The organism is Pseudoalteromonas sp. NZS127_1 (genome assembly GCF_015864295.1).
In the GTDB taxonomy this organism is placed as follows: domain Bacteria; phylum Pseudomonadota; class Gammaproteobacteria; order Enterobacterales; family Alteromonadaceae; genus Pseudoalteromonas; species Pseudoalteromonas arctica.
Window position 1 is genome coordinate 22,686 of the sequence record NZ_JADYXO010000024.1, and the last position, 12,083, is coordinate 34,768.

Annotated in this window: 12 protein-coding genes; 8 read left to right on the forward strand and 4 right to left on the reverse strand. The window is 38.7% G+C overall.

Annotation, left to right across the window (positions count from 1 at the left end; translation table 11 throughout):
- Positions 1-132 precede the first annotated feature (132 nt).
- Complete coding sequence (locus I6F50_RS17375; protein ID WP_197176858.1) at positions 133-513, forward strand: hypothetical protein; 381 nt, start codon at positions 133-135, stop codon at positions 511-513.
- Between the two features lie 59 nt (positions 514-572).
- On the opposite strand, the gene I6F50_RS17380 is transcribed toward I6F50_RS17375, so the two are convergent.
- The 3 genes from I6F50_RS17380 to I6F50_RS20510 all read right to left on the reverse strand — a co-directional run bounded on the left by I6F50_RS17380 (position 573) and on the right by I6F50_RS20510 (position 2,279).
- Positions 573-992 (reverse strand): hypothetical protein, encoded by a 420-nt coding sequence (locus tag I6F50_RS17380; RefSeq protein ID WP_197176859.1) that lies wholly within the window; start codon positions 990-992, stop codon positions 573-575.
- 304 nt (positions 993-1,296) lie between these two features.
- On the reverse strand, positions 1,297-1,656 hold the full coding sequence (locus I6F50_RS20505; RefSeq protein WP_331458733.1) for a transposase: 360 nt from the start codon (positions 1,654-1,656) through the stop codon (positions 1,297-1,299).
- Positions 1,657-1,682: 26 nt separating this feature from the next.
- The gene (locus I6F50_RS20510) at positions 1,683-2,279 is read right to left on the reverse strand and encodes a transposase (protein WP_331458732.1); all 597 of its coding nucleotides are present in this window, start codon (positions 2,277-2,279) and stop codon (positions 1,683-1,685) included.
- 435 nt (positions 2,280-2,714) lie between these two features.
- Here I6F50_RS20510 and ylqF point away from each other — a divergent pair, with 435 nt between their 5' ends.
- Positions 2,715-3,668 carry a ribosome biogenesis GTPase YlqF gene (ylqF, locus tag I6F50_RS17390; protein WP_149613480.1) on the forward strand — a complete coding sequence of 318 codons (954 nt, stop codon included), beginning with the start codon at positions 2,715-2,717 and terminating at the stop codon, positions 3,666-3,668.
- Positions 3,669-4,176: 508 nt separating this feature from the next.
- Here the strand turns inward: ylqF and I6F50_RS17395 are convergent.
- Positions 4,177-4,863 (reverse strand): DUF3857 domain-containing protein, encoded by a 687-nt coding sequence (locus I6F50_RS17395; protein ID WP_231613033.1) that lies wholly within the window; start codon positions 4,861-4,863, stop codon positions 4,177-4,179.
- A gap of 499 nt (positions 4,864-5,362) precedes the next feature.
- On the opposite strand from I6F50_RS17395, the gene I6F50_RS17400 reads away from it, so the two are divergent.
- From I6F50_RS17400 to I6F50_RS17425, 6 genes are read left to right on the forward strand one after another with little or no spacing between them, the layout of a single operon-like run.
- The gene (locus tag I6F50_RS17400; protein WP_197176860.1) at positions 5,363-6,604 is read left to right on the forward strand and encodes an OprO/OprP family phosphate-selective porin; all 1,242 of its coding nucleotides are present in this window, start codon (positions 5,363-5,365) and stop codon (positions 6,602-6,604) included.
- 11 nt (positions 6,605-6,615) lie between these two features.
- Entirely contained in the window at positions 6,616-7,587 is a 972-nt protein-coding gene (locus I6F50_RS17405; RefSeq protein ID WP_197176861.1) for a tripartite tricarboxylate transporter substrate binding protein, read from the forward strand.
- A gap of 13 nt (positions 7,588-7,600) precedes the next feature.
- Positions 7,601-8,068, forward strand: coding sequence for a tripartite tricarboxylate transporter TctB family protein (locus I6F50_RS17410; RefSeq protein WP_008136528.1), 468 nt, complete (start codon positions 7,601-7,603; stop codon positions 8,066-8,068).
- A gap of 3 nt (positions 8,069-8,071) precedes the next feature.
- Entirely contained in the window at positions 8,072-9,592 is a 1,521-nt protein-coding gene (locus I6F50_RS17415; RefSeq protein ID WP_008136529.1) for a tripartite tricarboxylate transporter permease, read from the forward strand.
- Positions 9,593-9,603: 11 nt separating this feature from the next.
- Complete coding sequence (locus I6F50_RS17420; protein ID WP_121953979.1) at positions 9,604-11,226, forward strand: sensor histidine kinase; 1,623 nt, start codon at positions 9,604-9,606, stop codon at positions 11,224-11,226.
- 14 nt (positions 11,227-11,240) lie between these two features.
- Entirely contained in the window at positions 11,241-11,966 is a 726-nt protein-coding gene (locus I6F50_RS17425; RefSeq protein ID WP_024589479.1) for a response regulator, read from the forward strand.
- Positions 11,967-12,083: the final 117 nt, after the last annotated feature.

Consider the following 12,083-nt stretch of genomic DNA (forward strand, 5'->3'; position numbering starts at 1 on the left):
TGTGAGTCTTTGTAGAAATACTTCAATTTTAAGTTTATGTTATTTTTGAATTTACGGTAAACTATATTTAATTTCTATAGCCAATTATAATGCCTAGTAGAATCAATTTTTCAATGGCAGTAAGGTTTTATTATGAAAACTTTAATTATCATTCTATTGTTATTTTCACACTTTAGTTACGCTGAAGATTCAATATCTAGAATTAAAGCGCTACATATAAGTGCTGGTACAATGGCTTGGTGTGATGTCAAACATGGTAGTAAAGCAGAAACGAGCTTTAGAGATGCTGGTTATGAAGCTCGTATGATATTAGAGTTAAGTGGGGATTGGGATACTGGTAAAGTAAAAAAAGTTCTCACAGAATTAAAAAAGCGTTCTTTTGGCGGTAGGGATTGTGATTTGGCCATGAAAGAGTCACGGTTAGTTGTCAGCCGCATTTTGAACGATGCAGGTATTGATTTGACCCAACTTAAGCAACGTTACCTCTACATGCGGGAGCATGGAACCCCATAAATGCCAAAAAAGTAAATGAAGATACTAAACTTTATAGCTAATAATTATAAGAACAATTATTAGCTATAAGTAACTGCTTTACAGATATCAATTCGATGGCCTTTAGTTGGCACCCAGTCACTGGTTATTACAGTACTTTCCTTTATAAACGTGACTGTTATACCCTTGTTGTCGGCGAGCTTTGCGCTATCCTTAGAGTCGATAGATACTACAATAAAGTTACCGGAGTGATTTTTAGATATTGTATTTCGACCAATCTCACGTTTAGATAACGTAATTGAAATTGCTACTTCATCAGGTTGCACTTGGAGCTCATCAAAGCTTATTAGTACCATCGCGTTACCTGAAAACTTGTTTCGAGAGATCTTTACAGTATTTATACAACCTTTGGTACTGCCTATAAAGTTAGCTTCTTTACCTCCTTCATAAGAGTCTTCTAGAGCCCAGTATTTAGGCTTTTTATTAAATAATCCAAACATGTTAATCCTTTAATAATTTAGTTAGTTAACAGAGATTATACTTATCATCTATGTTGAACGAAAGTGTACCTCATATATGATAATAAGATCATTTTTCATTTTATTAAGGCGTGATAGCATCTTATTTTAATTCTAAATGTGAAGGACAACAAATGAACGGGAATTTTTAGTAAGTTTAAAGACAATTGTGAGAAGAACATTGTTATTGAGATTTTAAATGACCACTACATTATAAAAGCCCACTTTTAAGAGTTTATGAAGAAGGTGTAGATACCATCTCTCATTTTAAGCTTCAAGGTCGTATTTAACTTTCTTGGAGCTTAAACGCTTCTTGGTTTTTTATTACACCAAAACATATATGAATGAGCTTTCGCATATTTGCACACACAGCTTGCATCGGTGTTTTACCATTATTTATTAACGTTAACTTGTGTCTCTTTATTGTTTTATTCCATTGCCCAGCGACAATAGCTGCCATATAAAGTTTACATCGAATTCTGGCTGGCCCAAGTTTACTGATTGATGTTCGCCCTTTTAATTTACCCGATTCATTGTGCCGTGGAATTAATCCACAATAAGCCGCCGCTTCTTTGGCTTTATTAAATTTTTTAGCCGCAAATAAATACGTCAGCTCTCTCGATAATACGGGCCCTATGCCAGAGATAGACTCAAGTAGTTTCCTGTTTCTTTTTAAATCAGTTCATTATCTATGTGGTTATCAATGTCAGATTTAAGCTGTTTAATTTCGTCATCTAAAAACGCGATAGTCACTTCTATAGATTGGCAAACACGCGCAGAAACGTTGCTGAATTCGCTTGCCTCTAATCGGTTCGCTTCTCGTTGTCGGTTACTCTCAAGCGCATCTAAACGACGAATAAGAGCTTTAAGCTCTCTAATTGCTAATGCTTCAGGTTGCCAATAATTAACGACTGCGTGCTTAGCACAGCCGTAATGAGCAAGCATCGTTGCATCAGATTTGTCTGTTTTGTGAATTATGTTTAAAGCATCTGCATACTTTTTAGCTTTACCGGGATTCGCTAAAATAATATTAAAGCCTTGCTCGTGTAAAAAATACATTAGGGCCTCATGATAAACACCCGTTGGTTCGAGAGTGATAACGAGCCCACTAACAGCGCTTTTTGTTGTATTTAAAAGCCATTTTTCTATTACTAAAAAGTCTTGGCGCTTGTTTTTAAAGACTTTTGTTTTAATTTTATTTGTAAGCTGGTCTCTCAACCACGATAAATCAATCTTCTTTTTACTAATATCAATGCCGATAAACATCATCTCTACTTACTCCCCTTGTACATACAGCATCTAATTAAATAAAAGTGTGCTTGGATACCATACCATTCAGTTTCTGAGAATAGAAAGTCAGGGCTTTATCTACGGAGCAGTATGAAATACTAGACGCACAGGCAAGCTCACTGACTTCGATGTGATAAATGATAGCTAATCATTTATCAATGAGAGATACAAGACTCAAGGCCTCTAGTTAAAATTTTTTAAAGCTCAGTTTAATTACTAGTCCCTAGCTCTAACATAAAGCCTGCTAGTAGGCTCTTCTTATAAATTATTTAACTATCTAAATTAATGAAAATTACTTTCTACTTTATAGTAAACTAAGTGCAGAACTTAAAAGTACAAAAGCATAGTTTTACTTTTAGTACCCACATTAGTACCCATAGGCTGCGGCCTTTAATTAAAGGTCATATAAATCAAATGAGTAGAGCAGGAATACAGTGGTTCCCTGGGCATATGAATAAAGCCCGCAATGAAATTAAAGAAATAATGCCACAAATGGATGTGATCATTGAAGTGCTTGATGCGCGCATTCCCTACAGTAGTGAAAACCCGATGGTGGCAACCTTGCGTGAAGGTAAGCCGGTCATCAAAATTATGAACAAAGCTGATTTAGCTGATCCTAAAATGACTCAAATCTGGAAAGATTATTTTGAGCAAGAAAATGGCGTTAAAGCTATTTCTTTTGGACATGATAAAGCGGCTGAAGTGCATCGTATTAACGAACTTTGTAAAAAGTTAGTGCCGCATAAAGTGGGTGCCGATAAGCAAATTAAAGCCATGATAATGGGTATTCCTAACGTGGGTAAATCTACGTTAATTAATGTACTAGCTGGGCGTATAGTTGCAAAAACAGGTAATGAACCTGCGGTAACTAAAGCGCAGCAACGCATTAAGCTTGAAGACGGTATTATGCTTTACGATACGCCAGGTATGCTTTGGCCAAAAGTAGAAAATGAAAACTCTGGTTATCGCTTAGGCGCTACCGGTGCCATTCGTGATACGGCGCTTGAGTATGAAGAAGTAGCTAGCTATACCGCTGAATATTTATTACGTGCATACCCAGAGCTTTTAAAAGCGCGTTATAAGATTGCCGAACTTCCTGAAAGTGATTGGGAGTTTGTTGAGATGGCGGGTAAAAAACGTGGTTGTATTCGTGGTGGCAACCAAATAGACACGTACAAAATGTCTGAAATACTAATCAACGAATTACGAGACGGTATTATTGGCCGTATTACTATGGAAACTCCGCAGATGCGTGAGGAAGAAGAAGTAATGGTTGCTGGTTTACGCGCCGCTGCAGAAGCTAAAAAACAAGCTAAAGAAGAAGAAAAGCTTCAACGCCGAGCGCGAGCTCGTAAAAACCGTCGTTAATATTTAACCTGAGTTCAGGTTATTTAATTAAAGTGATTTAGTTTTACTAAATTACAGACATAAAAAAAGCCCGTAAGGGCTTTTTTAGTTTCATATCTACCGTCACCGATATGAGCAATGTAGCAAGTAAAATAGTAGGGCGGTTACTCATCATCAACATCAAGGGGCGTTGCGGTTCATAACAAGTAACCATAGCTGTTTACGTGCGCCACACGTTGTTTCAGGGTCGAGAAACAAATCAATTCATTCCTTAACAAGTGGTATGCAATCCGCCTTGTTGATATTGATTATCAGTTAGATCTAACTATCTGTCAACACCTAAATGCAAATAATTCTTATTATTGTGGTGCTTGTTTTTTATTCATATATAAATCGGCTAGTTAGCACTGCCATTTCATAAAAATGCTTATCTTGGTTAAGCAATTAAGAATAGATTTTTAATACTTATTAAATAATTTGATATGAATTTTTATTATAAAAGTATTGACCTTTCAAAGTTAAAATAAATTCAAGCTAGGAATGATTTTATCGCCTTCCAAGACAGCGACTGCTTTGATATAAAATCAAATAGTCTCTTGTAAAGTCTTAGCCCCCAAAGTACGCGCATATTTTGTTGTACCACGGGGACAGACCAATTAAGCGTGCGCCTTGCACTAAACTTGTTTGCATATACAGGATTACTTCCTGTCACTGTGTAGCTGTAATCGAGTATGTCGCCACTGCGCATATCATCGATAATGATGTTCAGTGAGAGGCTGCCGTTATAAATGCGATTAGCTAATTCAGATTCACTTTGTATCACCGTCATTCTTGCACTGGCAAGCTTATCAATGCGCTTATCATTTCTGATAATAGTTAAGCTGTTTAGTGTTAGCGATTCATAACTTGGATCGAAATCTAGATTAAGCTGGCTTATATAGTCAACACCACTTTGATTTTGCGCCTGCATAACTAACCGCGTATAGCGTTGTTGTTTTTGTCTGCTCGGTATATAGGATTGGTTATCGAGTAACAAATAAAGTGTGCCGTCACGTACCTTGGTTATGTCGGAATGCTTGGGTTGCTCAATAATATGTGTATTAACCCAATTAGCTGGTTTATCTATTTTATATTGCTGCGCAAAAATACTATGAGAGGAAATTAATAAGGTAAGTGCAATTAGCCAAGAGCTGAGTCGAAGGAAGTTCCATTTCATTGTAGGGTCTTATAGTTGTTTTTATAAATACTATTGAAGGAATAATGTACCAAATTCAGGCTTTTTTGACAATGTGATGTTAACAAATTCATTGTTGAGCAGTTAATTAATAGTATATAAATAAACTGCTATGGTAAGTGCGAAACGCTTAACCCCCCTCAAATGTTCCTAAAATGATTTTTTAGTTGTATTGCTAAATCATAATTAGCTAAGCCTACTTTATTGTGGGCTTTATTAGAGCTGCAAAAATCCTATCTATTTATTCGTACGGTAATCATTCAAACCTTTAAAAGTGTTTATAAATCAAAATATAACAGTAACTGTTTTTGCTCTTTTTGTTCATGAACTTTATGAGAAAAAAGCATATAACGATCATCAATGCACCTTACCTTCTAAATATTTAGTTAATTTCACGTTAACAATAAGCTGCGAGTTAGATAGCAGTTTGTCGTCGCTTATCTACCTGACAATAAATACATACACAAGCGTGGAGAAAATAATGAAAGCAAGTAACACACAACTCGCTTTGGCAGTTGCTGCAGCATTAGCAAGTACATCCGTTTTAGCCGATAACGATACGCAAAAACTACAAGAGCAATTAGATGCGTTACAAAAAGAAGTAAGTGCATTAAAAACAACCAGTGGTTTTAATTTAGAGTTTGGTGGACGGGGTCAGCTCGACTACAACTATTTTGATGGTGCTTACAATGCTGATAACGAGGGCTCTGGCGGGAGCAATTTTTTCCCTCGTCGTATTCGTACTTACGTTGAAAGTGAGCACGGAAATTGGGATCACAAGTTGTTACTCGAGTTTGCCGAAGGCACTGCTGAAATAGTGATGGCGCGTGTTCGTTATGCGTTTGATAACGGACTTAAAGTTAAAGCAGGTAAAATTCGCGAAGATATATCGCTAAATGCATTAACCAGTTCAAAGCACATTAATACAATTGAGCGTAGTTCGCTTGCCAATACTTTCTCCCCATTTTTTCGTTGGGGCGCTTCTGCCTATCAATATTTTAAAGACTCTGGCTTTCGTTACGCGATAGGCGTTTATAAAAATGATGCATTTGGTGCAACAGGTAGCGATGAAAACGATAAGCTTACTCTTGCTATTACTGGGCGTGCTACATGGTCGAGTACATCACCTGGCGATGTAATTCATTTAGGCGTGTGGCATTCATATCGCGATATGGGTGGCAATGAATTAGGCGCACGTTTTGCGCGTGGTGAAGTGCGCGAGACTAATACTCGCCTTGTTGATTATGCTGCTGGTGGTGTAACAAGCCCACTTGATAGTTTATCGCAAACCGGTCTTGAGTTTGCTTATCAGGCGGATTCTTTAACACTTGAGGCTGAATATGCAAGCCGCTCACTTGATGCCGCTAATAGTGCTGATTTTTTAGATGGCGAGCGCTTTGATGGTTTTCATGTATCGGCAAGTTACTTTTTAGGTGGAGAACAGCGCCAATACAAAGCGAGCTCTGCATTATTTGTACAACCTAAAAATATTAAAGATGCATGGGAGTTGGTGGCACGTGTTTCAGAAGTAGATGCTACAAGTAGCTTACAAGGCACAAAAGCGACAACTTATACATTAGGTACATCTTATTACGTAAGTAGTGATATTAAGTTTATGGGTAATCTAATTTACAGCGATGTAGAAGGTGCCGGTACTACTGCGCTGGTTGGCGACGAAGACTCTGGTATGGGCTTTAGTGCACGTATGCAGTATTTATTTTAAAGGGACACACAATGAAATTATTTAAATCATTACAAACGACCATACTTGCAGCATCGTTAGTACTTAGCAGCCCAATGGCAATGGCCGACACTCACTTTTTAATCCCTGGCGGACCTGGTGGTGGTTGGGATACAACAGCCCGTGGTATAGGCGAAGGTTTAGTTAAGTCGGGTATTGAAAATAATGCATCTTTTCAAAATATGTCTGGTGGTGGAGGCGGTCGTGCTATTGCGTATTTAATTGAGTCGGGCACTAAAAAGGGCGATATTTTAATGGTTAACTCAACGCCTATCGTATTGCGCGCGTTAAGTGGCCGAATTCCTTATAGCTATCGCGATTTAACACCTGTAGCCAGTATGATTGCAGATTATGGCGCGTTTGTAGTGCGTAACGATTCTCCATTTAAAACTTGGGAGGATGTTATTAAATCAATAAAAGAAGATCCAAGTTCGGTAAAAGTAGCGGGCGGTTCTGCTCGCGGCAGTATGGATCACTTAGTGGCGGCTCAAGCAGTTAAAGCTGCGGGTATAGATGGTCGACGCCTACGTTATATTCCTTACGATGCAGGCGGTAAAGCTAAGGCTGGGTTGCTTTCAGGCGAAGTGAATTTACTTTCTACTGGCTTAAGTGAAGCGCTTGAAGTAGCTAACGGTGGTCAAGCACGTATTTTAGCGGTTACATCGGGTGAGCCCTTACCTGATTACCCAAAAATACCCACACTTAAGTCACTAGGTTACGATATGGAATTTGTTAATTGGCGTGGTCTTTTTGCTGCGCCTAATTTACCCGCTGAAAAGTTAGCACAGTACACAAAAAAACTACGTAAGTTGCAAAGTACACCTGAGTGGGAAGCTGTACGAGCTCGTAACGGTTGGCTAAATCTTTTTCAAGAAAAAGATGAGTTTATTAAGTCACTAGAAGCACAAGAAGTGCAGCTTAGAGCTGTAATGGAAGAGCTTGGCTTTATCCGCACATTGCCGTAATCGAGGTTTTAAAATGACGAATCGAGAATTAATAGGGCCAAGTTTATTCTTGGCACTATTTACTTTATATGCCGTGGTTGCATGGCAAATTCCACTATTACCGTTTGAAGAATACGAAACAGTTACCTCAGCGACTCTTCCTAAAGTATATGCTGGGTTTGGTATTGTGGTGTGCTTATTGTCTATTGGTTCAACATTGCTTAAACCAAGAGAAAAAACTAATACTGATGATGTTCTTGAAAAGTCACACGTACTGCGCACCTTTGGTTTATTAATATTAATGGTAATTTATAGCGCGGCACTGGAGCCAATTGGTTTTTTAATTTCTACTAGTGCGTTTTTGCTTGCGGGCTTTTTTGTGATGGGCGAAAGGCGTAAGGGAATTTTGCTATTTGCATCGATACCGGTTGCGGTGGTTTTTTGGTTTTTGATGACTCAAGTATTAGGTATTTACTTGGTTCCGGGCGATTTGTGGAGTTAAGTTATGTTTGATGGAATTATGCTTGGTTTGTCGACCGTGCTCGACTTTAATAATTTAATGTACGTTATAGCTGGCTGCTTGGTAGGTACTTTTATAGGTATGTTACCAGGGTTGGGGCCAATTACCGCAATTGCCTTGATGATCCCAATTACTTACAGCATTGGCGCCGATTCGGGTATGATTTTAATGGCGGGTGTTTATTACGGCGCTATTTTTGGTGGCTCTACGTCATCTATTTTAATTAATGCGCCTGGCGTGGCGGGTACGGTAGCTTCCTCCTTTGATGGCTACCCGCTTGCTAAACAAGGGCACGCAGGTAAAGCATTGGCAATTGCTGCTTATTCCTCCTTTATAGGCGGAACGATTGGCGCCATATTATTAATGGTAGCTGCACCTTTATTAGCAAAAGTGTCATTGAGTTTTCAATCCCCTGATTATGTTGTGTTGATGTTTTTAGGCTTAACAGCTATTGCAGCATTTTCAAATAAAGGGCAATTTTTAAAAGCAATGATGATGACTGTGTTTGGCTTGATGCTAGCAACGGTTGGTATTGATCCATCATCAGGGACTGACCGATTTACCTTTGGGCAACCTGATTTACTCGACGGAATAAGCTTTTTACTGGTTGCTATGGCAACGTTTGCATTAGCCGAGGCGCTTGTAAATGTTGTAAAACCAGAGAAAAAAGATGCTAAAAACATTAATGACTCAGACACACCGCAAATAGGTTCAACCAAGTTAAGTAAAGCCGAGATTAAAGAGATAGCACCAGTGATTGGTCGCTCGTCTATTTTAGGTTTTATAGTGGGGGTGTTACCGGGTGCTGGTGCAACTATTGCAAGCTTTATGGCTTATGCAACAGAGCGAAATTTAGCGCCAAAAGGTTTGAAAGAAAAGTTTGGTAAAGGCTCATTACGTGGTTTAGCTGCGCCAGAGTCGGCAAATAATGCGGCGTGTACAGGATCGTTTGTTCCACTGTTAACGCTTGGTATTCCGGGCTCAGGTACTACGGCAATTATGCTAGGTGCTTTGATTGCTTACGGCATTCAACCAGGTCCAATGCTTATGCAAGAAAACCCAAGTGTATTTTGGGCGGTTATTGTAAGTATGTACTTTGGTAATATTGTACTGCTTATTTTAAATTTGCCGCTTATTCCTTACTTTGCAAAAGTATTAGCAATGCCTAAGTCGGTACTCACCGTGATGATATTGTTCTTTAGCTTAATTGGTGTTTACTTAGTGTCCTTCAATACCTTCGACTTATTTATGATGGTAGGATTTGCGGTGGTTGCGCTAGTATTGCGATTACTGTCATTTCCTATGGCACCATTATTATTAGGTTTTATATTAGGAGATATGATTGAGCGAAACTTCCGTCGTTCAATGATGATTTCTGATGGCTCATTAAGCTTTTTATGGGATCGTCCGCTAACATTGAGCATATTTGTAATTTCAATTTTAGTGCTGTTGTTTCCGTTAAAAGATTATTTAATGCAACGCCGTGCAGACAAAGTAAATGCATAATTGAGAATGAAATGAAAAACACCAACAAGCTAAATCCATTGCAAAACATGGTCACAAAACCTAAGCGATTAGAAACACGATTAATTATTTGGGTAACAGGATTGTGTGTATTGCAGGCTTTATTATTTGGCGCGTTGGTGTATCAACTTACAGCGCAAAGCTTACATAACCATATTGGTGATAAAGCATTAGCTGTGGCAAGCAGTATTGCCACACGTGCTGATGTAATTAATGCACTGAAAATACCTAGTGACTTAACCGCTATTAACATGCAAATTGAAGATTTACGACAGCTTGTAGGTGCTGATTTTATTGTTGTTGGCGATGAAAATGCGCTTCGTATTGTGCATCCAGATGAAGATAAAATTGGCAAAAAAATGGTCGGAGGCGATAGCCAAGCTGCATTAAAAGGTGAACGCTATATTTCGGTGGCCCATGGTAGCTTAGGTGAATCAATTCGTGGCAAAGTGCCGGTGTACGCAGGTAATAATGAAATAGTAGGCGTTGTATCGGTTGGTTTTTTAGTACAATCAATCGATCCGCTTATTCTCTCTCGCAGTAGTGAAATTTTAATATGGGGCTTAATACTTGTAGGTTTAAGTATACTGGCGGCTATTTATATTGGACAGCGTGTCAGAAATGCTATTTTTGGCCTGCAGCCAGATGAAATTGCACGTTTGTTTTCAGAACAAGATGCAATTTTAAATACGGTACGCAGCGGTATTATTGCACTCGACCCGGACGGAAAAGTACGAAAACTCAATCAACGCGCCTGCGAAATATTAGATAAACCAACTTCAATTATTAATCAGAACCTCAGCTTAAACGATTTATTACCTGAACATGCAGAATTTTTATTGCGTAATCAGCGACGCAAAATAGTGGGTTTTGAATTATTTGCTGCCGATAAACGCCTTATTTTATCGAGATTTTCTTTGCAAGTGCAAGGGCAGGCGGATGGTATTTTACTGAGTATGCGCCCCTCTGATGAACTTGAGTATTTAAGCCAACAACTTACTAAAGTTCAGGCTTTTGCAGAGCTTTTAAGGGTACAAACTCATGACTATTCTAATAAGCTCAACTTAATTGGTGCGTTAGTGCAAATGGGCAAAAACGAACAAGCTATAGAAATAATAGGGCAAGAAAGCCAGGGCTCTCAGGCACAAATTCATAACTTGTTAGAGCGCATACAAGACCCTGTGCTTGCTGGTTTGTTGGTGGGTAAATATCATAAAGCAAGAGAATTAAATGTTGCGCTTGAGCTTAACCCCGACAGCCTACTTGGTGTTATTGCACGTAAAGATATGCTCGAGCGAGTTGTATCTATTTTAGGTAACCTTATAGATAATGCGATTGAGGCTGCTATTAGGTCATCGAACTCTCGCTCTGCAAAAGTACGGGTAACCGTTGATGAAACCAGCCAAACTCTCTTATTTGATGTAGAAGATACAGGCTTTGGGTTAGGTTCTGACCATGATGTTATTTTTACCCCTCAGTACAGCTCTAAATCAGGAGCAGAGCATGGTATTGGTTTATATTTAGTAAAAACAAATTTAGACTCATGCGGTGGCACGTTAGAAATTGGTGAGTCAGACCTACTTGGTGCAAGACTAAGTGTTTACATTCCAAAATAATAAGAGCATTAAACATGACGTATTCAGTAGTAATAATTGAAGACGAAGTAGAGGTAGCACAGCTATTAGCGCAGTACTTGTTATTACCAAATGGTGTCGCAGGTAGTCAAACGCCAAAGCAAAGTTTAAGGCAAGCACAGTATCAGGTAGTGGGCATTGCAGGTAATTTAAGCACGGCAACAGCCTTACTGCATGCAATTGAACCCGATTTGATTTTACTCGATATACATTTACCTGATGGTAACGGACTTGATTTATTGACCGACTTACGACGTCGAACGATTAAAAGTGAGGTTATGCTGCTCACTGCTGCAAAAGAGGTCGAAACCCTTGAAAAAGCAATGCAGTTAGGTGCATGCGACTTTTTAGTAAAACCATTAATGTTAAACCGACTTGATCAAGCACTCGCACGTTTTGAATCACGTCAGCAATGTTTTTCTGATGCAAGTGAAGTAACGCAGTCAATGGTTGATACGTTATTTGGTTCAAAGCAGCAAACCAACACGTCTGTTCGTTTACCAAAAGGGGTCGATCAACTTACCCTGCAAAAAATACATGATGCTTTTGTAGAGCACGCAACCACTGCATTTACCGCTCAGCAAATGGGCGATTTGGTTGGTGTTAGTCGCTCTACAGCACGCCGTTACTTGGAGTATTTGCTTGAATCAGGTAAGTTAACAGCGGATCAAAGTTATGGCAGTATTGGCCGCCCTGAACGTTGCTATAAAATAGCGAAGTAACTTTTTGTACCTAAGGCTTAAATGTTAAATTTCATTTATTTCAATGCTTTACGTTTTTTTTGTTATGTTTGATATTTAATAGATACTGACGATAAAAAAAATATGTTGAATTGATTG

Bases quoted from the DNA above. Each gene is read 5' to 3' on its own strand.
- I6F50_RS17400 (WP_197176860.1), top strand. From the start codon at position 5,363: ATGAAAGCAAGTAACACACAACTCGCTTTGGCAGTTGCTGCAGCATTA.
- I6F50_RS20510 (WP_331458732.1), bottom strand. From the start codon at position 2,279: ATGATGTTTATCGGCATTGATATTAGTAAAAAGAAGATTGATTTATCG.
- I6F50_RS17375 (WP_197176858.1), top strand. From the start codon at position 133: ATGAAAACTTTAATTATCATTCTATTGTTATTTTCACACTTTAGTTAC.
- I6F50_RS17405 (WP_197176861.1), top strand. From the start codon at position 6,616: ATGAAATTATTTAAATCATTACAAACGACCATACTTGCAGCATCGTTA.
- I6F50_RS17380 (WP_197176859.1), bottom strand. From the start codon at position 992: ATGTTTGGATTATTTAATAAAAAGCCTAAATACTGGGCTCTAGAAGAC.
- I6F50_RS17395 (WP_231613033.1), bottom strand. From the start codon at position 4,863: ATGAAATGGAACTTCCTTCGACTCAGCTCTTGGCTAATTGCACTTACC.
- I6F50_RS17425 (WP_024589479.1), top strand. From the start codon at position 11,241: ATGACGTATTCAGTAGTAATAATTGAAGACGAAGTAGAGGTAGCACAG.
- I6F50_RS17420 (WP_121953979.1), top strand. From the start codon at position 9,604: ATGAAAAACACCAACAAGCTAAATCCATTGCAAAACATGGTCACAAAA.
- I6F50_RS17410 (WP_008136528.1), top strand. From the start codon at position 7,601: ATGACGAATCGAGAATTAATAGGGCCAAGTTTATTCTTGGCACTATTT.
- I6F50_RS17415 (WP_008136529.1), top strand. From the start codon at position 8,072: ATGTTTGATGGAATTATGCTTGGTTTGTCGACCGTGCTCGACTTTAAT.
- ylqF (WP_149613480.1), top strand. From the start codon at position 2,715: ATGAGTAGAGCAGGAATACAGTGGTTCCCTGGGCATATGAATAAAGCC.